The sequence below is a fragment of the Clostridium sp. Marseille-P299 genome, assembly GCF_900078195.1.
GTDB lineage: Bacteria > Bacillota > Clostridia > Lachnospirales > Lachnospiraceae > Lachnoclostridium.
This window is the reverse complement of sequence record NZ_FJVE01000007.1, coordinates 364,393-385,939: the sequence shown is the minus strand read 5'-3', so window position 1 is coordinate 385,939 and position 21,547 is coordinate 364,393. Positions and strand designations below refer to the sequence as shown.

18 protein-coding genes are annotated in these 21,547 nt (G+C 32.0%); 5 read left to right on the top strand and 13 right to left on the bottom strand.

Annotated elements, in window-relative coordinates; translation table 11 throughout:
* Positions 1–10 precede the first annotated feature (10 nt).
* A complete protein-coding gene (locus BN4220_RS09945; protein ID WP_066715750.1) occupies positions 11–775 on the top strand; it encodes a YdcF family protein in 765 nt (254 codons plus the stop codon).
* A gap of 205 nt (positions 776–980) precedes the next feature.
* Here the strand turns inward: BN4220_RS09945 and gdhA are convergent, their stop codons facing one another.
* On the bottom strand, positions 981–2,315 hold the full coding sequence (gene gdhA / locus BN4220_RS09940; RefSeq protein WP_066715749.1) for an NADP-specific glutamate dehydrogenase: 1,335 nt from the start codon (positions 2,313–2,315) through the stop codon (positions 981–983).
* A gap of 338 nt (positions 2,316–2,653) precedes the next feature.
* On the opposite strand from gdhA, the gene BN4220_RS09935 reads away from it, so the two are divergent.
* Complete coding sequence (locus BN4220_RS09935; RefSeq protein ID WP_066715748.1) at positions 2,654–3,349, top strand: response regulator transcription factor; 696 nt, start codon at positions 2,654–2,656, stop codon at positions 3,347–3,349.
* A gap of 45 nt (positions 3,350–3,394) precedes the next feature.
* Positions 3,395–5,770, top strand: a complete 2,376-nt coding sequence (locus BN4220_RS09930) for a sensor histidine kinase (RefSeq protein WP_066715747.1) — start codon at positions 3,395–3,397, stop codon at positions 5,768–5,770.
* Between the two features lie 285 nt (positions 5,771–6,055).
* On the opposite strand, the gene BN4220_RS09925 is transcribed toward BN4220_RS09930, so the two are convergent.
* Positions 6,056–6,553 (bottom strand): CYTH domain-containing protein, encoded by a 498-nt coding sequence (locus BN4220_RS09925; RefSeq protein WP_066715746.1) that lies wholly within the window; start codon positions 6,551–6,553, stop codon positions 6,056–6,058.
* Positions 6,554–6,792: 239 nt separating this feature from the next.
* Between BN4220_RS09925 and BN4220_RS09920 the strand changes: the two genes are divergently transcribed.
* Positions 6,793–7,194, top strand: a complete 402-nt coding sequence (locus tag BN4220_RS09920) for a putative ABC transporter permease (protein WP_197467919.1) — start codon at positions 6,793–6,795, stop codon at positions 7,192–7,194.
* Here the strand turns inward: BN4220_RS09920 and BN4220_RS09915 are convergent.
* Positions 7,191–7,535 carry a phenylpyruvate tautomerase MIF-related protein gene (locus BN4220_RS09915; protein ID WP_066715745.1) on the bottom strand — a complete coding sequence of 115 codons (345 nt, stop codon included), beginning with the start codon at positions 7,533–7,535 and terminating at the stop codon, positions 7,191–7,193. The genes BN4220_RS09920 and BN4220_RS09915 overlap by 4 nt on opposite strands.
* Positions 7,536–7,706: 171 nt before the next feature.
* Between BN4220_RS09915 and BN4220_RS09910 the strand changes: the two genes are divergently transcribed.
* Entirely contained in the window at positions 7,707–8,879 is a 1,173-nt protein-coding gene (locus BN4220_RS09910; protein ID WP_066715744.1) for a GNAT family N-acetyltransferase, read from the top strand.
* Positions 8,880–8,944: 65 nt separating this feature from the next.
* Here the strand turns inward: BN4220_RS09910 and BN4220_RS09905 are convergent, their stop codons facing one another.
* The 10 genes from BN4220_RS09905 to BN4220_RS09860 all read right to left on the bottom strand — a co-directional run bounded on the left by BN4220_RS09905 (position 8,945) and on the right by BN4220_RS09860 (position 21,478).
* Positions 8,945–9,283, bottom strand: coding sequence for a hypothetical protein (locus BN4220_RS09905; protein WP_066715743.1), 339 nt, complete (start codon positions 9,281–9,283; stop codon positions 8,945–8,947).
* Between the two features lie 209 nt (positions 9,284–9,492).
* Positions 9,493–10,278: a TIGR03915 family putative DNA repair protein gene (locus BN4220_RS09900; RefSeq protein WP_066715742.1), complete on the bottom strand. Its 786-nt coding sequence runs from the start codon at positions 10,276–10,278 to the stop codon at positions 9,493–9,495.
* A 44-nt stretch (positions 10,279–10,322) separates the two neighbouring features.
* On the bottom strand, positions 10,323–12,092 hold the full coding sequence (locus BN4220_RS09895; RefSeq protein WP_066715741.1) for a putative DNA modification/repair radical SAM protein: 1,770 nt from the start codon (positions 12,090–12,092) through the stop codon (positions 10,323–10,325).
* A gap of 391 nt (positions 12,093–12,483) precedes the next feature.
* Entirely contained in the window at positions 12,484–13,068 is a 585-nt protein-coding gene (locus tag BN4220_RS09890) for a hypothetical protein (RefSeq protein WP_066715740.1), read from the bottom strand.
* 81 nt (positions 13,069–13,149) lie between these two features.
* A complete protein-coding gene (locus BN4220_RS09885; protein WP_066715739.1) occupies positions 13,150–14,187 on the bottom strand; it encodes an ABC transporter ATP-binding protein in 1,038 nt (345 codons plus the stop codon).
* A gap of 1 nt (position 14,188) precedes the next feature.
* Complete coding sequence (locus BN4220_RS09880; RefSeq protein ID WP_347477138.1) at positions 14,189–15,199, bottom strand: ABC transporter ATP-binding protein; 1,011 nt, start codon at positions 15,197–15,199, stop codon at positions 14,189–14,191.
* Between the two features lie 156 nt (positions 15,200–15,355).
* Positions 15,356–17,149, bottom strand: a complete 1,794-nt coding sequence (locus tag BN4220_RS09875; RefSeq protein ID WP_066715737.1) for an ABC transporter permease — start codon at positions 17,147–17,149, stop codon at positions 15,356–15,358.
* A gap of 65 nt (positions 17,150–17,214) precedes the next feature.
* Entirely contained in the window at positions 17,215–18,201 is a 987-nt protein-coding gene (locus tag BN4220_RS09870; RefSeq protein WP_066715736.1) for an ABC transporter permease, read from the bottom strand.
* A gap of 101 nt (positions 18,202–18,302) precedes the next feature.
* Complete coding sequence (locus BN4220_RS09865) at positions 18,303–20,660, bottom strand: ABC transporter substrate-binding protein (RefSeq protein ID WP_242867777.1); 2,358 nt, start codon at positions 20,658–20,660, stop codon at positions 18,303–18,305.
* Positions 20,661–20,941: 281 nt separating this feature from the next.
* Entirely contained in the window at positions 20,942–21,478 is a 537-nt protein-coding gene (locus BN4220_RS09860; protein ID WP_066715734.1) for a hypothetical protein, read from the bottom strand.
* Positions 21,479–21,547 lie beyond the last annotated feature (69 nt).

The following is a 21,547-nucleotide window of genomic DNA, read 5'->3' as shown; positions in this document are numbered from 1 at the left end:
GGAGGTTTCTATGATTAAATTTACAATGTATACTCTCCGAGGTATTTCCATACTATCTATCGTATATTACATAATAGTATTATATGTTTCTGGGCGAAAGACTTCTTTTTCAAGTTTTTGGCTAGTAGCATGGATGACTTCTACTTCTTTGTCTTTATTTATGACCTTTGCACTTAAAAATAACTCACTTATTCAGCTACGAATTAGCAAACTCATAATGATATGTTTTTGGACAGGACTTGCGTTATTTCTTATTGCAGAAGGTTTTTTAATCTACTTTGGAAACAAAATTCCGAATCAAAATGCAGATTATGCAATAGTTTTAGGTGCGCAAGTAAGGGGCACAACACCCTCTAAAACACTGGAAATGAGAATCAGAACTGCTGCTTATTATTTAAATGAAAATCCTGATACAATTGTGATATGTTCTGGCGGACAAGGTCCAGGGGAAGATGTTACAGAAGCTTATGCAATAAAACAAGGACTCCTAAAACTTGGTATCGATGAAGAACGAATTTTATTAGAAGAAAATTCAACCAATACTGTTGAAAATTTAAAATTTAGCATGGAGTTCATTGAAAGTCCTTCACAAAATATAGTAATTATAACAAGTAACTTCCATTGTTTTCGAGCTATGAAATTGGCAAAAAAATTAGGACTACAAAATATTAGTAGTTTAGGAACCAGCGAATTTATGGTTACTACCCCTCAGTATTATATACGTGAGTTTTTTGCCTTTACCAAAGATTTATTTGTTGGTAATCTTTCATTTTAATAAGAAGAACCCCCTATTGCTCAGCAAGAAGAAGAAATCCCTAAATGCTTAACAAAAAGAAAAATATGCGATTAAAAAGTAAAATAAACGGCTGTCCTGAGTTTTTATGGACGGCCGTTTTCTTATATTTCTATTTAATCTACTTAATGATGTATGACATTTATTATTTCTTAATAATCCTAATCAAGCGCTTGTAATCTAGTAACTAGCAAACACCTTGAGCGATCATTGCATTTGCAACCTTTTCAAATCCTGCGATATTTGCACCAACAACATAATTTCCTTCAAAACCATAACGTTTTGAAGCCTCATCCATATTGTGGAAGATATTAACCATGATTGTTTTTAACTTAGAATCTACTTCTTCAAATGACCAGCTTAATCTTTCGGAGTTCTGGGACATTTCTAATGCAGAAGTTGCTACACCACCAGCGTTTGCAGCTTTACCAGGTGCAAATAATACGCCATTTGCCTGTAAATATTCTGTGGCATCAAGAGTTGTAGGCATATTAGCACCTTCTGCAACAGCCATACAACCATTTGCTACTAACATCTTCGCATCTTCAAGTAATAATTCATTTTGAGTAGCACATGGAAGAGCAATATCACATTTTACGGACCAAACACCTTTACCTTCATGGTATTCTGCATTTGGTCTATATTTTACATACTCAGTTAAACGAGCACGTTTTACTTCTTTAATTTCTTTTAATGCTTCAATATCTATACCATCTTTATCATAAACCCAACCATTAGAATCACTTACAGTAACAACTTTTGCTCCTAATTGTTGTGCTTTTTGTGCTGCATAGATAGCAACATTACCAGAACCTGAGATACATACAGTCTTTCCAGCAATATCACTGCCATTACATTTTAACATTTCTTCTGTTAAATATAATAAACCATAACCAGTCGCTTCTGTTCTAGCTAAAGATCCACCATAGGATAAACCTTTACCAGTTAAAACGCCTTCATATCTTCCAGTGATCTTTTTATATTGACCATACATATAACCAATTTCTCTTGCACCTGTACCGATATCGCCTGCAGGTACATCTACATCAGCACCAATGTATTTGTATAATTCAGTAATAAAGCTTTGGCAAAATGCCATAATTTCACGATCGGATTTTCCCTTAGGATCAAAATCAGATCCACCTTTACCACCACCAATTGGAAGACTAGTTAAAGAGTTTTTAAAAATTTGTTCAAAGCCTAAAAATTTAATAATACCAATGTTAACAGATGGATGTAAACGTAAACCACCCTTGTATGGTCCGATGGAATTGTTGAATTGTACACGGTATCCAGTGTTTACTTGCACCTGTCCCTTATCATCCACCCAAGGCACTCTAAATTTGATTTGTCTATCTGGTTCAACTAAACGCTCTAAAAGAGCTTCTCTACGATAAACTTCCTCATTTGCATCTACGACTGGTCTTAAAGACTCTAATACTTCTTTCACTGCTTGGTGAAACTCTGGTTCACCTGGATTTTTTACTATTACTCTTTCGATTACTTCATCAACATATCCCATATTCATATCTCCTTTAAACAAATAAAATCAATGAAAAAAAGCAAAGAAAAAAAGGTATAGCGAATAAACGCAATTACCCCTTTGTCTTTGCTCTATCTTATTATAAAATAATATATTTTTAAAAGTCAATACGTTAGTGTAATAATATATAATATTTTTATTTTTTTCCAAATTTATTATATGCAATTCTTTAATTTTTATGCAAAATAATTATATTCTTCATAATTTCTTAATTATTTTTACTGTCGTTTTTTAACATTCTTATGTTATGATATAGATAAACTCTTTTTATGATGGGATTTTTGTGTATAATGAAATAGGTAATTAGGAGGATTAACATGTATACAATACTCGTATGTGACGATGATAAAGAAATAGTTGATGCAATTCAAATATATTTAAATACAGAAGGCTACAATGTACTGAAAGCTTACAATGGTTATGAAGCTTTACAAATGGTTGAAAATAACGAGGTTCACCTCATTTTACTCGATGTTATGATGCCAATGATGGATGGGATGCGGGCTACTAGAAAATTAAGAGAAAGTAATAGCATTTTACCAATCATCTTTTTAACTGCAAAATCCGAAGATAGCGATAAAGTCTTAGGTTTAAATATAGGTGCGGATGATTATATTACAAAACCATTTAACCCATTAGAGTTAATTGCTCGAGTTAAATCTGCATTACGCAGATATACAGAATTAGGAAGTATTAATGAAAAAACGAACATTTACTCATCTGGTGGTTTAGTAATTGATGACGAAGCTAAAGAAGTTACCGTTGATGGGGAATTAATCAAATTAACGCCCATTGAATATAACCTATTAAAATTACTTGTTAAAAATAAAGGAAAGGTTTTTTCCATTTCAGAAATTTACGAGCAAATATGGAACGAGCCATCTTTTGGAGTAGATAATATCGTTGCTGTTCACATCAGACATATTCGTGAGAAAATTGAGATTAATTCAAAAGATCCGAAATATTTAAAAGTTGCTTGGGGAATTGGATATAAAGTTGAAAAATATGACTAATCCAGTCTCTCGTTATTTTAAGGAATGGAAGGGTACTTACCAATTATGAAACTAAAACAATCCTTATTCATTAAAGTTTTTTTGATTCTCATAGCATTTATTAGTAGTGGAATTACAAGCTTATGTGGAATAAAGGTGTTAACTTATTTAAACCATTATTCTATGGAGGCGACCTCTTATACTGATACCAGACAATTTGAACAGTTATATCTAAAATATGCAGAGCGTACCGCTGTTTACATTACCTATAAAGAAAACGGATTTGTTGCAGATCCTAACAGTATCTATTATACTTCTGATCTTCTTTCCATATTGAATGGTGAAGCAAAAGGTAATTTACGTCCCTCTGATAGTGTTTATACTGCTTCTCAGGAAAGCTTTGAATATTATAATCGTCTATTAAATTATTATTGTAAAAGTTTTTACTATTATGTGAAAAATACTACTACTGGTGAATACTACTATAGTCCTCATTTCGCTGATTTACTAAAAGCAGAGGATGAAACAATTGAGTTAACTGATACATCATTTGAAAAATATCTAGAATCCATTAGTACGTTTCCAGCATACTTAGTGATCAATACAAAAAATAGCCGTTATATTACCAACGTTGAGAATAAATTCGACAGTAGTATCAATGATTCAAGTATTGATTGGATTGTTGATTTTATAACTAATAAATATACGATTACTTCAAAGGATGAAGAGACATCTAATTCAATTGTTGCAAACACATCAAATGAACCAAATGATTATGTCATCTATACCTTTGTCCGTAATGCAGAAAATGATAAAAATGATGAATTTTCTAATTTATATGAAAATTTTCAAACCCTAAGAGCTAGTTATGAGATTAATTTAAAAATTAGTATCGTAACGGGAATCTTATTTTTACTTTCAGTAATTGGAATCATATGTTGCATAGGATATAAAAAAGGTTACACTGGAGTTTACCTAAATTCTTTTGATAAACTCTATTCGGAAATAGCAACCATTATTCTTAGCTTTTCCTATATATTTATCATTTTTATTTTATTAAAATTTTATGCTTATTATCGATTGCGTTTATACGAAATTATTTGGATGATTTTATTTTTCGTCATCACTTACACATTTTTTATCATAGGACTTGATACCTTTGTTAAACGTTTAAAAGCTCATACTTTATATAAACATTCCATTCTTCATAGTTTACTTAAATATTTATTCGTGGAAGGTTTTTATAAAATAAGATGTTATTTACGTTCAATTTCTAAACTGTTAATTCATCGACATGTAGCAATTCGATTGCTCTTTTTATTAATGTTTTTTGGAATTTTACAAGGATTTGTATTTTTAGTTGCCTACCATAAACCTCTTATATATGTTTTCCTTGTATTCCTTATTTTTTGTTTACTATGTCTTAGTTTAATAAAAACATTTGCAGATATGAATGTGGTAATTCAAGGGACTAGAAAAATCGCCAACGGGGATTTAAATGCGAAAATTCCAGCAAAAGATCTTTCTGAGCCTTCGAAAACAATTGCTAAGAGTATCAATCGAATTAGCGATGGCTTATCAAATGCTGTAGAAGAAAAACTTAAAAGTGAACGACTTAAAACCGAGTTAATAACAAATGTATCACATGATATTAAAACACCTTTAACGTCCATTATCAATTATGTTGATTTATTAAACAAGGAACACCTCGAGAACGAAAAGGCTAATTCTTATTTAGCTATTTTAACGGAAAAATCATGGCGTTTAAAAACATTAATTGAGGATTTAGTCGAAGCTTCAAAAGCATCTTCTGGAGCATTAACACTAAATCTAGAACGATTAAATATTATTGAATTAATCAAACAAGCGATTGGAGAATTTAGTGATCGTTTTTCAGAAAACAATTTAGAAACAGTATTTCAAGTCCCTGAAGAGAACATCTACATTTTAGGAGATGGCCGAAGCACTTATCGAATCATTGAAAATTTATTCTCCAATGTAAATAAATACGCGCTACGTAATACTCGAGTTTATGTTGATGTTTCTTGCAATGAGGAATATGCTACGATTCAAGTAAAAAATATTTCTGCAGGAAAATTAGGCATTAGTGGTGATGAACTAATGGAACGTTTTGTTCGTGGTGATCTATCAAGAAATTCTGAAGGAAGTGGACTTGGCTTATCCATTGCAAAAAGTTTAGCAACGCTACAGCATGGTGATTTTGATATTATTTTGGACGGTGATTTATTTAAAGCAGTTGTAAATTTACCTATTTATTCGAAAGATAATGAAAATTTAACCCATGTAAATTTTGATAGAGTAAGCTTTGAGAACTCAGATTTTAATGAATTTAATTTGAATCAATCAGATACAGAAACTCCATACTTTAAGAACTCTAATGTGGATCAGTCTAATTTTAAAAATTTAGATAATGATAACTGAGAAACTCCTAATTCTAATACTCTCTAAGTTTAATAACTTAGATTTAATAACTTAAAGATTAATAAATAAAGTTTAAAGGCTGATAAATAAAGCTTAAAGGCTGATAAATAAAGTTTAAAGATTTAGTTAGTCATACCTTTATAATAAAAATGGGTATCAATAGTACATTAGATATTAACTATATGTAGTATTGATACCCTATTTTATTAGTTCTATATTTGAAAGTATCTTGTAATAAATGCACACTCTCTTGTTCATCGACCCACTAGTTTATTTATCGTTCCTTTACGCTAAACCTAATTCCTCAAGTGAATCAATTTGAATCAAATAATTATTTCGAAATCTCTTATCAAAAGATACATCCTCTAAAAACCAATCTGGTGCTTCAAAACTTTTCGCTTCTTCTTCATTTCTAAATTCTACTTCGGCAAAATATAATCCATTTAAACATCCTTTAAATACATCTAACTCTATTTTTAGATTATTCTCCAATGGAATAATGTATCTCGTCTTCTCAATGATATGATAATCTACTTTCTCTTTTAGATGTAGATAGGCTTCTTTCGTTAACGGAACTTCTACTTCTTCATTAATCAAAGCAGCCTCATTATTCTTAAAAGCAATATTTTTATTTGCTTTATAAGTCATATAAAAATCGTCGTCAGATTTTCGGATACGGACCACAGGTTCTATACATAAATATCCTTGTTCAATCTCTTTTTTTTCATATTTTTCTAATTCTTTTGGCAATTCCTTAATTGTAAACTTTCTCTCAATTTCCATTCGTTATCTCCATTATAAAATATGCTTTTTAACATAGCTACATTTGTACTAAAGGTTTTTATAAAAAAATAGGGCCGTTTATAATAGATTGAAACAATTCTATTTTTCAACAACCCCGCTTAATTTCAATTCCTTATTAATTTGGTAAAAATTCTTTCGTATAAGCACGGAAGCTTTACAAATAATACAATCATTGGGATACGATTGTTTTTTATATAAAAGAAAGGCACGGTGCTCTTGTGAAAAAGAATTTTTTTACTGACTTTTTATTATGTGGCTTAAGCGGATGGTGCATGGAATGTTTTTGGACAGGTCTTAGCTCTATCTATTCACATAAAGATAAGCAATTGCTATGTCGCACCTCTGTTTGGATGTTTCCTATTTATGGACTAGCCGCATGTTTTTCACCACTATGCAAGGTATTAAAAAACCGTTGTACTGTTACACGTGGTACAGTATATGCATTATTTATATTTGTAACCGAATTTATTACAGGTACTTTACTAAAAAAGGCAAAAGCTTGTCCTTGGGATTATAGTAAAGCAAAACTAAACTTTAAAGGTGTCATACGTATTGATTATGCTCCAGCTTGGTTTCTAGCCGGTTTGTTTTTTGAAAAATTATTAACTAGAAAATCTTAGAAGTTAGTACCATTCCAACCCCAATTACTGATTTCTTCATAAGTAATATATATACAGTCTTTTGGTATCCCTAATACTTCTTTATATATCTCGCAGATAGCAGCTGTTAATTCATCATAGGCTGCTTTTTCTGCCTTTCCAAATAATTTAACCTCGATAAAGGCAAGCTTTTCAAAATCTTTTCCTTTGAAATAAAGAGAATAATCATCTTCAAATCCCAGCATAAGCCATGCTTCTGACTTACCTGGAATTATCGATATTGCTTTCCCTAATTTCTCTTTTATTACTGCCTTTTGCTTATCAGTAATGGAGCAATTCAATTTAGAATTAATAAATGGCATATATATTACCTCCTTAATTTATCCAGTGATTTATAAAAATCCATAACCTTGATTTTTGAATCAATCATCTGTTATTATTATAACAAATGCACTTTTTGGTGTCAAAAATGTTATTCGACATAAAAGCTCAAAGAATGCCAATAATCTTAATATTTCAAGGAGGATAAACAAATGCTAAAAGCTGTGATTTTCGACATGGACGGCGTATTGATTGATAGTGAACCATTACATACCCAAGCTGCAATTAATGTTATGAAACGCTTTGGTGTCTCTATTGACGATGAATACTTCTCATCTTTTATTGGAAGTACGGATAAACATATGTTTGAAGTATTAAAAGAAAAATATCAATTAAGTAATTCAATTGAAGATTTTTTATTAGCAAACAAACAAGAAAAGGAAAAATTATTAAAAACAAATGGTTATCCCGCTATCCCTTATATAAAAGAATTGATCATTAATTTATATAACAATAATATGAAGTTAGCAATTGCCTCCTCCTCTCCTATGGACGCCATTATGGATACGGCAAATTCACTAGATATCACCTCTTATTTTTCCCGATATGTATCTGGTAGAGATCTTAAAAATCCAAAACCAGCTCCTGATGTATTTTTAAAGGCATGCGAAGAACTAAAGATTTTACCATCTGAAGCAATTGTCATTGAAGACTCTAATAACGGTGTTAGAGCTGCTAAAAATGCAGGAATCACTTGTATTGGTTTTTATAATCCTAATTCAGGGAATCAAGATTTAAGTCTTGCAGACATTATCGTTGAAGGCTTTGAAGAAATTAATTATACATTTGTAAATAACACTTATTTACGTTCTAAAGGTGAACCGCTAACCATTGGTATGACAAATCGTTTAATAATACGCGAACTTACTAATAATGATTTTAAAGATATTTATACTATGTCTAAAAATCCAAATGTTTTAAAATTTATCAATGATATGAATGAGCCATATGAAGTTGAGTTTGAAAAACATAAATCTCATATTAGTAATATGTATAATTTTTATGGTTATGGCATTTGGGGGATCTTTTTAAAAGATAATGGTAAATTAATTGGTAGATGTGGCTTGCAAAATAGTTTAATAGGCGAAATTACCGAAATAGAATTGGGTTATCTTATTGACTATGATTATTGGAACAATGGATATGCCTTGGAAGCGTCTGAATTTGTTATAAATTACGCAAAACATAACTTAGATATCAATCGAATTATCGCAGTTATTGATACCAATAATATTAAATCAATAAAAGTTGCAACAAAACTTGGGATGAAACTAGAAAAAGAGATAAATCATAATGATAAGGATTGTTTTTTGTATGTAATATAATACAATGTAAAATAATACAATATAAAAGGAGCGAACTACTTCTGCTCCTTTTATATAAAACTTTACTATTTTTTATTTGTATTAGTATTGTGCTCAATACCATTTGTAATATCATCAACAGCATTATCTACACCATCAATAACATCTTTTGCAGCACCGCCAACTGTACCATTGTCATTAACTGTTCCAGTTCCATTGGTATTTCCGTTAACTGCACCAGTGGTAGGCGTATGTGTTACACCATTTCCAGTATTCGTATTTGTGTTAGTATTATTATTTGGTACTGTTGTTGGAGCAGTTGTTGTGCCACCAGCTCCTGTTCCGCCATTTCCGTTTGTACATGCTGTAAATCCGAAGAGGCAGATCATACATAAAGCAATCATCATAAAAACTTTCTTTTTCATGGAATACTCCTCCTGTCAAGTTTAATTATCTTTACTTGCTTAGTATTCCACATTGAAAGTTCATTATACATTATGTGAAGAAAACTTAGGTTTTTCTAATTTTTACGCTTAATTTTATCGTTTTTTCTATATTGAGAATATAATTTTTTATTTTCGAATTTATTATATGCACATAGCTGTTTATTAATCTTTGCTACGATAGGATTTGATTAATTGCTATTATCTTGAAATTCTATCATATACTTTCTCATATGAAGCGGTGCATGATTTCTCTGACATTGATAATTCTCTCGTTCCGATATCGCAATACTATTAAAAAAGGCTTTCCACAATGCTTCATATTCTTCTTCCTTATCAGCATGTGATAATAATTCTTCCATACTCTCTTTACTCAGCACGGTCATAAACCACGGCATATGCTTTTGATGAACAGATGCCAATCGACGATTAACATCCAATATAATAAAATTTTCTATGGACAATCGATCTGCAAAATGAGGTGTGAGAAGTTCAACGATATTATTTTTCGGTTGAAATTTCGCTAGTAATAATTCATTATTTATCTCTTGAAATCTTAAAAAACCTTTATAATGATGCACTTCATTCCCCACATTACGATTCATCTCAAATAAATTTGCTACATATGGATTTGCAAGATGTCTTGTTACTTGTTCTCCCATTGCAAAGCCTATTACTAAAAAATGATAGATACTATCTGCTTTTCGGCTATCGTTTGATAACGCTGCATGAATCACCATCTCATAAGCATACGCTGAAATTTTATTTTTAATTGAGCGAGAAACTTTTTGAGATTTTTCTAAATCTGTGTTAACGGCAATATACTCTGTAAATAATTCAAAATTTGAGCATGCATTATCATCTATTGTCTCTAATTTAATATAATCATGTCCATATTTGGATGCCCAAGCATCGTAAACAGCAGTAAATATACCATCGATACTATCTTCACATCGGTATATCTTGATATTTTTCATTCTCTACGATTCCTTTCCCTACGTATTGAATCCATTTATATCTACTAACCTACAAAATTAGCAAAATTCTTGTGGTCAAATAACGATAATTGCTCGTATGTGATTCCAGGATCAATTAGATGCCTTGGTAATTTTTCTTTCACGTTAAGAAGCTGATTTGTAATATAATTTTCTTCTATTTTTGTTGGGTACATCATTTGACCATTGCATGTAATAAAGTAAATGGCTCGTTTAAGCACAACTCCCATTTTTTTTAAATCCTCAAATTTTAAAGTTGCTGTTCGTCTAGCACCAACAATTCTACCAGCTGATTTTGGTCCAATCCCTGGAACTCTAAGTAATGTATAATAATCTGCTTTATTCACTTCAATCGGAAATTGTTCCAAATGTCCAATCGCCCAATTGCATTTCGGATCTAAAAATACATTAAAATTAGGTCGTTCCTTTGTTAATAGCTCTCCTGCTTCAAATCCATAATAACGTAATAACCAATCCGCTTGATAAAGCCTATGTTCACGTAACAATGGTGGTCCCCCTTGTAAAACAGGAAGAGAACTATCATCATTCACACGAATAAATGCAGAATAAAATACTCTCTTTAAATCAAATCGCTGATAAAGAGCTTCTGCAACAGATACGATTTCATAATCACTCTCATTCGTTGCTCCTATAATCATCTGAGTGCTCTGCCCTGCAGGTACAAAACCTCTTTCACCTGCAAATTGATTTAATCTCGTAAGCCCTGTCTGAGAATTTCTAGTTACTATTTGGGATATATTTGAATGATTATCATTTATATCACCATTCATTGTATTGTAATGCTTTAAGCTATTACTTTTTATATCACTATTTTTCGTATCATAATTTATGTTTCTATTCTTTACATCACTATTTTTTATATCATAATCTATATTACTATTTTTTATATTACCATTTTTTATATCATTATTTTTTACTTCATACTTGTTCGTATTTTTATTTTCTGTATCGTTAATGTTTGTATTTTTTAATTTTCCATCAGAATTTTCGGGAAGGATTCGGTCTTCATACTCTTGTTTTGTCTTTTTGGGTGTATATTGATTGACGTACATTGCATGATCTTCTGCTCTTTTAGCCTCGATGCTCTTGCCTTCAAGCTTTCTTCTCGTATGCCAGTAAGCTCCTTTATTACCACCCATCATTCCTAAGGCTGTTTGGCTCTCCTCGATTCCATCTTGAATCTGTCTAATTGGATTTAATATATTCTTTCTGTTTTTATGTGGTGCTAAACGCTTCAAGCCTTCCGCTGTTGGCAATTCCAAGTTTACACTCATACGATCTGCATACCATCCAGCAAGCTCGATTAAATCCCTATCAGCACCAGGAATTGCTTTACAATGGATATATCCATTAAAGTTATACGTTGTTCGAAGCATACGGAGTGTTTGAACTATCAACTCCATGGTATAGTTAGGTGTGTGCAAAATTCCTGAGCTTAAGAAAAGTCCTTCTATATAATTTCTACGATAAAATTCCATCGTTAAACTACATACTTCCTCAGGTGTAAACGTTGTCCTTGGTACATCATTGGAAGCTCGATTAATGCAATATTTACAATCATATATACATTCATTTGTAAAAAGTATCTTTAATAATGATATGCATCTTCCATCCGCTGAAAAAGTATGACAAATACCACTTGCAATTGCGCTGCCAATGCTACCTTCTTTTCCTCCACGATCAACGCCACTAGATGTACAAGCGACATCATACTTGGCTGCATCTGCTAATATTGAAAGTTTTTGTTCCATACTCATGGATTCCTGAATTACCATATTAACCACCTGTAATATTTAAATTAAATTTAGCTTGCTTTTATATTGATAGAAGAACTAACAAAAAGCTTATTGTCTTCTAAAATTCACCTTCTATTATTATGTATGAATTAACGCATAAAATACAAACATATGTTTGTTATATTGTAGCATTTTTTCTTTTTAAAATCAAGGAAAATCGAATATATGTTCCCTTTATATATTTTTTATGGTGGATTTTTCTGCTTTATATAGAAAAATGAATGTATGTAACATGGAGGCAAATAGCTTTTCCATCAATACACAGGGATTTTTACACCTGAATTTCTCAAAAAACAAAAAAGCATGAAATATTGTAATACAACATTTCATGCTTTTTTGATACCATTATTCAATTTTACTACTATTAGTTTTATACAAACCATATCTTAGTACAAAATAAAATAAAAAGAAATAAACCAAATATAAATACACTACCTACTAACAAAGCAGCTAACATGGCATTAAATATTAAATGCCTTGTTTCTTTTTTCGTTAATGTAGGCTCTAGTAAACGTTTGAGTCGTTCATCCTCGTCTGGTTCGTTTGTATACCAAGGCATTCCCTCAACATTCATATCCGCTACTCTTTGATTCTCATCAAATGTAGTATCCTTAGAGTTATTACGATCTAACGAATTATTTGTCATGTCTTTCTCATCCACCCCAAAATAAGTAGTTTCTCTAGTAATACTTGATTCTTCCTTACTTTCTCGGTATCCTTTTGAGTTTGTTAAAAGTTCCTTTTCCATCTCTTCCATATCCATATCTTCAAAAGATACACCATCGTAATCCTTTGCATTATGATAGGTAGGTGTAACTTTTATCATTTCCTCTCCGCCAATGATATATGGTTTGTCCACAGGATTTGATATATAAGAATATATGATATTATCATCTCTTGTGTTACCTTCCATAATATTGGCATCTTCTCCAGGGGGGACCTCTTTGTTCTTCATAGAATAACACCTTCTTTCAAACTATAGAATGAGCTTATTTAATGCTTTTTACTCTATTCTCTAGTTTGAATGTGTTTGGCATTATTTATTCGTATTATATAAGTGACATTTTACAAAATGTCCAGGTCTAACTTCATTATCTGTTGGTACTACTGATTTACAAATATCCATGCAGTGTCCACATCTTGTATGGAACTTACATCCTGCTGGAGGGTTTGCAGGGGATGGTATGCTTCCCTTTAAAATAATACGGTTCATCTTAGCATTTGGATCAGGCATTGGTATTGCACTGAATAATGCTTGTGTATATGGATGTAATGGTTCTCTAAATACATCAACCTTATCACCATATTCCACCATATTTCCTAAATACATAACACCAATGGTATCAGCAATATGCTCAACTACAGAAAGGTCATGTGAAATAAACAAGTATGTTAAATTGAACTCTTTCTGTAAATCTTTTAATAAGTTAATGATCTGCGCCTGAATAGAAACGTCAAGTGCAGATACTGGCTCATCACAAACAACGAACTCAGGATTTAATGCTAAAGATCTAGCGATACAAATTCTTTGTCTTTGACCACCAGAAAATTCGTGTGGATAACGCTCTTTATGATAAGGCTGTAAACCACATGCTGACATAATTCTATCGATATAATCTTCATATTCTTCTTTTGGTACGATATTATGCTGTCTAACTGCTTCACCAATAATTTCACCAATTGGTAAACGTGGTGATAAAGAAGAATATGGATCCTGGAAAATTATTTGCATTTTAGGACGAATAGAAAGTAATTCTTTCTTATTCATATCATGCACTTCTTTACCATGGAATAATACCTGACCGCCAGATTTACTTTGAAGTCTTAAAATAGTTCTACCTACTGTAGTCTTACCACATCCAGACTCACCAACAAGTCCCATTGTAGTACCACGTTTTATTTTAAAACTAACTCCATCCACAGCTTTTACATAACCAGAAGTTTTGGATAAAGCACCACCCTTAATTGGGTAGTACTTTTTTAATTCGTTAATTTCTAGAATATATTTATCGTCATGTAGAATTGGAGTATAATCGTTTTCAATTCCGTTATGTTTTTTCTTATTCTCTGACATACTATACCTCCTTACTATTCTCTGCCGCATATCTATAGCAGGATACTACATGTGTGTCAGAAAGCTTTATTTCTCCAGGATATTGACCTTCACAAGCTTTAATACAACGATCACAACGATCTTTGAAATAGCAGTAATTTGGCATATCAACAGGATTTGGTACTTTACCAGGGATACTATATAAACGTTCTACTTGCTTATTAACAACTGGCTTAGAATTCATTAATCCTATTGTATATGGATGACTTGGATTACTAAAAATCTCTTGTACGGTTCCCTTTTCTACTACACGACCAGCATACATAACAACTACGTAATCAGCCATTTCTGCAATAACACCTAAGTCATGTGTAATCAACATAATACTACTATTTACTTTATCTTTAAGACTTCTTAAAATGTCTAAGATCTGTGCTTGAATCGTAACATCAAGTGCAGTTGTAGGTTCATCTGCAATGATAAGTTTTGGATTACAAGCAAGTGCCATTGCGATCATAACTCTCTGTCTCATACCACCGGAAAGTTCATGAGGGTACATGCTATATACACCCTCAGCATTTGCAATTCCGACAAGTTCAAGCATTTCTATAGAACGCTTTTTAATTTCGTCTGCTTTTCTATCCTTGTTGTGAAGTTCAATAACTTCATCAATTTGCGCACCGATACGAAATACCGGATTTAAACTTGTCATTGGCTCTTGGAATATCATAGATAACTGATTTCCACGAAGTTTTTGCATTTCCTTTGTAGGAGTTTTTGCAATATCATAACATTCTGTTCCGTTATTAAAACGAATAGAACCACTAACAATCTGTCCTTGAGGACGCTGAACCAATTGCATTAATGAAAGACTTGTTACTGACTTTCCACAACCAGATTCACCAACAACACCTACTGTTTTACCTACAGGTATACTAAATGATACACCATCAACGGATTTTACAGTACCAATGTCAGTAAAGAAATATGTGTGTAAATCATCAAACTCAACAACATTGTTTTTATCTTTCATTTCAGTAATATATTCTTCTCTTGGAACGTTCTTACGATTTCTTTTCTTCTCGAATTCGTTCATTATTTTACGGTTTTCGCGTGAAATACGACGTGACTCTTTGGCTGAAATGTAGTTAACGTTCTTTTTACCTTTTTTACTAAACATCGTATTCACCTACCTTTTCATTTTAGGGTCAAACGCATCACGTAACCCATCACCAATAAAGTTAAATGCTAATACAGTTAATAAGATACAAATACCTGCTGGTATCCATACAAACCAATAATTTGTCATAACATATACATTAGTTACCGCACTAATGATATTACCCCAGGAAGCAAATGGGAATTTAACACCAATACCTAAGAAACTTAATGTAGATTCAGTTAAGATAATGCTACCAAGTCCCATTGTAAGCATAACGATTAACTGAGGAATTACGTTTGGAATTAAGTGCTTGAAAATTCTTCTTGGTACTGAAATACCAAGTGCTTCTGTAGCTGTCATAAACTCTTGTTCACGAAGAGATAAAATCTGTCCACGTACTAAACGAGCAATACCTGGCCATCCTAAGAATCCCATGATAAACATCAAGAAATAAATACGGATCTGAGGATCAATCTTCATGGAGTCCATGATGGAACCTATAATAATAATCAATGGCATTGATGGAATACAGTAGAAGATATCTACAATTCTCATGATTAAGTTATCAACCCATTTACCAAAGTATCCTGCAACACCACCAAGTACTACACCCAATACTGCTTCAATAATTACTACAATAAAACCGATCATTAAGGAAATTCTACCACCATACATCAATCTTGTTAAGATATCCATACCATTTGCGTCGGTTCCTAACCAGTGTGATTTACTTGGTGCTTCATAAATCTTAATTTTTTGAGTTTCAATATCAGCTTTTACTGTATATTGTTCATTCTTACGGGTAATAGTATAAACAACTTCTTCTCCATTTTCATTTGTAGCTACTGCAGTTGTCTCACCATTGGCGATAGCATCTTCAATTAATGTTTTAAATGAAATATCTAAAAATACATCATTACTAATTGGCTGTGCTAAGAAGTTAGACACGTTTGCATATGGAATTTTATTTGTTCCTTCTAAACGGCTAATAGTTGCTGTATTATTTTCGATTTCAACACTATACTCTACACCATCAAAGCTAAAAGTTCTTTCATTGTTTATAATCGCTAATTCAGCAGCAAGTTTAAATCCATGACTTAAAACTGTATCTTTTTCATAAACGTCAAAGATCTTTGTAGATGCAAATGCAATTTCATCCGCTGTACCAAGTACATATTCTTTTCCGTTTTGACTAATCATATAAGTAACATTGTCTACTACAACACTTGTCTGTCCATCTTTGATGGCAGTACGGAATGCCTCTTCAAGATTACCTGGTAAATTATTACCTGCTGGAACAGTAATATTAACCATTCCACGTAATACGGTAGCACTTGCAACTGGATTTAAGCTTACAATTCTATAAAGGCTGTCACTTTCTTTGATTAGAGTATATTTAACTCCCATTGTTTCAAAGCTTGTTTCACCTTTATTAACAGCTAAAAGTAATGCCGCTTTTGCAGCAGATGGAAACTCTTTTCCTTCTACTACTGTATAACGTAGTTCTTTATTTAAAGTAACACTTGCATATTCCTTGCTCATTTTTTCATAACCCATGAATACTTGACTTTCATCATAAGGACTCACAAGTCCGCCAAGAAATGCAAATAAAAACATTGCTAATATTATAACCGTACCTGCGATTGCAAGTTTATTTCTTAAGAATCGTTTTACAACGAGCATCGTAGGGGATAATACCTTAACCCTTGATTCATCATCTAATGCAACATTTTGATTTCCCTTCGCTGCACTATCTTTATTTTGATTAGTAGTATTCACCTTCCCTGCAGGGGAATTGATGTTTTTCTTATTCTTTTCCATTTTTACCTCCCGCAAAAGACATGTTTTCTACTATATTTGTCCATATCATCTTCATCGTAACCTCCCTAGCTAACTCTTACTCTTGGGTCAACTACGGCATACAAGACATCGGCTAATAAATTACCTAGTAATGTTAACGCTGCCATAAATACCATGTAGAACATATAGAATGGAATATCACCAACAGTCATAGCTTGATATGATGTATATCCGATTCCAGGAATCTGGAATAATGTTTCTGTAATCATTGCACCTGCAAATAATCCAGGTAAAGAACCACCAATGATTGTTACAATTGGAATAAGGGTGTTACGAAATGCATGTTTATTAATAACAGTACGCTCTGACAACCCTTTTGCCCTAGCTGTACGAATAAAATCCGAATTTAATACTTCTAGCATATTTGTTCTTGTATAACGCATTAAGCTACCAATACTTACAATAACGATTGTAGCTGTCGGTAAAACAAAGTGTTTTGTTACATCTAGTATTTTACCCATAGTATCTAATTGGTCATAATATCTACCAACTTTACCATATAAATCAAACCAACCAAGATGGATGGAGAAAATTAATTTTAAAATTGTTGCAAAGAAGAATGATGGTAATGAAATACCAATCAAAGCAATTACAGTAATTGCATAATCTGTTTTACTATATTGTTTTTTTGCAGATAAAATACCAAGTGGTATCGCAATAATAATCTGCAATACAAATGATACTGATCCTAATATAAAGGAATCCCAAATAACACTACTAAATTTTTGTGTAACTGGTATATTGTAATACCATGAATCACCAAATTCGCCTCTTACGACTTTACTTAGCCAACCAAAGAAACCTTCAATAATACCGCCATCTAAATTGTACACTGCATTTAATTGATCTAACCATTCTTGATAACTTTTAGCTCCTGGTAAAGATGCTCTTTCTCTTGCAATTGTTTCAATATAGGAAGTTGGAAGGCAGCGCATAATCGCATATATAATTAACGAAACAAAAAATAAAATTACGGCGCTTGTTAATATTCTTTTTACTATAAATTTTCGCATGATACCCCTCTTACTATCTTTTTTATGATGTGACAACTCACCACCTTTAACTACCTAGAGCCCAACCTAAGGTGGGCTCTAGTAGATTTAGGGCAAACTAATTAGTTCATTTCGATCTTCTCGACTTCATTCATCCAGCCCCAATAAGTTGTAATATCAGGTGTAACTGTATCTAAATTTACGCGTTCTGCACTAAAGATAACACAGTTTTGTCTTTGATATACAGGTACTTCAACAGCCCAATCTAATACAATATCAAGAGCAGATTTATAAGTTGCTTTACGATAAGCTTGATCTGAACTCTGACGCGCATCTAAAATTAATTGATCTAATTGTGTATCTGCAATTGCAAAGTAATTGTTATCTGTTCCACCTTTACCAATTCTATTTGAACTGTAGTATACTTGATACATATCAGGATCAATAGAAGCACTCCATGCAGCTACCCACATTTCTTGAGTATTTGCTTCAGTCTTATCCCAAAGTACGTTAGAATCAGATGGATCGTTGATTGTTAATGTCATACCAATCTTTGCAAGATCTTCTTTTGCTTTTGTTAATACAGCAAATGTTGGATGATCACCTGCACCACCAGCAGGAATAATTACTTCATATTCAAGTTTTGCACCTTCTGGAGCAGCTGTTAATTTACCAGAAGCTTCATCATAAGTGTAACCAGCAGCTACAAAATAATCAACTGCTGCTTGAAGTGCTGCTGCATATTTATCATCTGCAGACATTTCAGATGTGTAAATTGGACTACCATCAGCATTTGTACTATAAGCAACTTTATAATCTTCATCAGATTTTTGTGGAGCTGCCCAAGATGTATTTGAAATTGGGTAGTTAATAACAGCAGCTGCATCTCCATAGTAACTATCAATTGTAACATCACGATATACAGCAAAGATTGTTGCGAATGCTTTTCTTAAATTCTTGGAAGCTTCAGAACCAGCATCTCCACCAACGTTTACGTTATCAGCATTAATACCGATATAACCATAACCTAAATTATCAACTGTATTTGTTTCAATTACGTCACCAGAAATTTCTTTGTTAGAGTTATAGCTAGAGATTTCTTCGAATCCTGCTAAACTACCAGATGGATCTGCAATATCAATTGTTCCAGTACCAACACCGGAAATTTTTTCTGTATCTTGAGTTTCTTTAAATTGTACATATTTAGTTTTTGGAGCACCCTTATAGTAGTTTTCGTTTGCTTCAAAATAAACTACTTTGTTATCATATTTGATAAATTTGTAAGGACCTGCCCCCATTGGTTGAGTTGTCTTAGCTTTTACTATAGATAAATCATCTCTTGTAAAACCAAATTTATTGTTATCATAATCATATGCGGATTCATCTCCATAATAATGTAATGGAGCAACAGTAATACCACAAATATGATAAATTGCAGTAGCATCAAAACCTTTTGTCTTAACTTCTACTTCAGTTTGGCTGATTTTCTTAATACCTTCGATATTAGGAACTTCTTCACCACCAGTTGCTAATTTCTTATCTAATAAGATTTCACTTACGATAGAATCAACATCTGCTTGATAGTAAGTTTCATCACCTGCATAGTTAGTACCTAATGCAGTGTAGTTAGCACCATATTGAGCAATGATGTCGCTAAGAACTTGACTTTCGTCCGCTACAGCAGTAGAGTCATAGGATTCATCAATGCTATAGAAATTTGCAAATAAGTCTTTTGCTACTGGATATTCAGTAGTATAAGAAGCATATTGTTCATTTCCATAAAGTGTTTTTACCCATTCTAATTCAGATGTTAAAGTAGGAATAATGATTTTTTCTGCGATTGCAGTTTTTGTTTCCTCACTCATATTAGCAATTTCAGCAGCGATTTCTTCAGCGCTTACTGTTGTGTTCTCTGCATTTGAATTATTCTTACGATAATTTAACATACCAATGATTGGAGTTGAGTAAAGTGTTGAAGAACCGTCATAACTATTATCAGCTAATACATAATAGTTAAAGATGATATCATCAGCATCTAAAACTTCACCATCGGAGAATTTAACATCATCTCTGATTTTAATATTATATGTTGTAATATCACTAGTTTCATCATAATCAACTGTAATATCACTAATTCCTTTGTATTCGTAGTCAGTTCCATTATATGCAACTGTTTCACCTTCAATTGAGTTGTAGATGATGCCACCAGTTCTATCAGTTGTTAGCAAACTAACTTGTGTCATATCCGCAACATCCCTGTCATACCCAGTGCTAGCGAAAAATGGACTAAACTTTTCACTAAATGGCAAATAACCAACAACTAAAGGTGTATCTGCACTTGCTTCATTCCCGGAATTGTTTCCAGAGTTGTTACCGCCATTGTTCGTATTATCGTTTTTCTTGCTACAAGCTGACATACCAACAGCAAGAGAAAGAACTAATAATAAAGACAATGCTTTTTTTACAGTTTTACTTCTCATTTTCATCTCTCCCTTTTATTACGGTCTAAAAGACCTAGAATACTGAAAATATTATCACGTCATTTTTCTTTTGTCAATGTGTAGTTTTTTATCATAATGTTCTATTTTGTGATGTTTCTTAAGAATAAAGCATTTTTTATATGAAATATCTAAACATATATATAAATCATGATGTATTTTTATGCATTTCGTGAAATCGCTTGTATAATCTTTACAAATCTGGAAATTTTTCCTTTAAATTTACATATTAAATAAATTTTTGTCTTATTTATTCAATTCTCTTATACTTCTACACACTTATATTTTTTTTGTTGCTGTAAAAATAGGAAGGATATCAAACTCATAAATAAAATTCCACTTAAAGCTCGATATTCTAATGATCGAACATCTGTTATTTTATTTGTAATAAGAAATATAATTTCTCCAAAACTACTGGATAGTGAGAATATTAAAATTCCAATTGTTGAGCGCTTGATACGTTGTATTGAGGTATCGTATTCCACAAATGTCATCTTTTGCTTATTTGTTATAAGCTTTATTGTACCCATAATTTCATAGAAAATAGGTAAAAATGTAAAAATGTATGGCAAAATAATATAAAATTTTCTTGACCCTTCTGTATTTTGAAGACCAACAAATATGAACGCTAACATTGTTAATGCGCTAAAAATAGCATATTTAATCTTCATATTTTTAAGCTCTTCTTGATTAATATCTATCTTATAATATTTACCTTTATAGATAAGTGTTTTCTTCTTTCTTTTACCCTGTACTTCTATATGAGATTCATAATCTTTCCGATACTTACCTCTTGCCACTGGCTCACCTTGCCTTTCAATTTTCAATCTGGATATGATTTACGTTATAAGAACAATCAATAATTTTAA

Coding starts and splice junctions, on each gene's coding strand:
- BN4220_RS09945 (WP_066715750.1), top strand. CDS start 11: ATGATTAAATTTACAATGTATACTCTCCGAGGTATTTCCATACTATCT.
- gdhA (WP_066715749.1), bottom strand. CDS start 2,315: ATGGGATATGTTGATGAAGTAATCGAAAGAGTAATAGTAAAAAATCCA.
- BN4220_RS09935 (WP_066715748.1), top strand. CDS start 2,654: ATGTATACAATACTCGTATGTGACGATGATAAAGAAATAGTTGATGCA.
- BN4220_RS09930 (WP_066715747.1), top strand. CDS start 3,395: ATGAAACTAAAACAATCCTTATTCATTAAAGTTTTTTTGATTCTCATA.
- BN4220_RS09925 (WP_066715746.1), bottom strand. CDS start 6,553: ATGGAAATTGAGAGAAAGTTTACAATTAAGGAATTGCCAAAAGAATTA.
- BN4220_RS09915 (WP_066715745.1), bottom strand. CDS start 7,535: ATGCCATTTATTAATTCTAAATTGAATTGCTCCATTACTGATAAGCAA.
- BN4220_RS09910 (WP_066715744.1), top strand. CDS start 7,707: ATGCTAAAAGCTGTGATTTTCGACATGGACGGCGTATTGATTGATAGT.
- BN4220_RS09905 (WP_066715743.1), bottom strand. CDS start 9,283: ATGAAAAAGAAAGTTTTTATGATGATTGCTTTATGTATGATCTGCCTC.
- BN4220_RS09900 (WP_066715742.1), bottom strand. CDS start 10,278: ATGAAAAATATCAAGATATACCGATGTGAAGATAGTATCGATGGTATA.
- BN4220_RS09895 (WP_066715741.1), bottom strand. CDS start 12,092: ATGGTAATTCAGGAATCCATGAGTATGGAACAAAAACTTTCAATATTA.
- BN4220_RS09890 (WP_066715740.1), bottom strand. CDS start 13,068: ATGAAGAACAAAGAGGTCCCCCCTGGAGAAGATGCCAATATTATGGAA.
- BN4220_RS09885 (WP_066715739.1), bottom strand. CDS start 14,187: ATGTCAGAGAATAAGAAAAAACATAACGGAATTGAAAACGATTATACT.
- BN4220_RS09880 (WP_347477138.1), bottom strand. CDS start 15,199: ATGAAAGATAAAAACAATGTTGTTGAGTTTGATGATTTACACACATAT.
- BN4220_RS09875 (WP_066715737.1), bottom strand. CDS start 17,149: ATGGAAAAGAATAAGAAAAACATCAATTCCCCTGCAGGGAAGGTGAAT.
- BN4220_RS09870 (WP_066715736.1), bottom strand. CDS start 18,201: ATGCGAAAATTTATAGTAAAAAGAATATTAACAAGCGCCGTAATTTTA.
- BN4220_RS09865 (WP_242867777.1), bottom strand. CDS start 20,660: ATGAGAAGTAAAACTGTAAAAAAAGCATTGTCTTTATTATTAGTTCTT.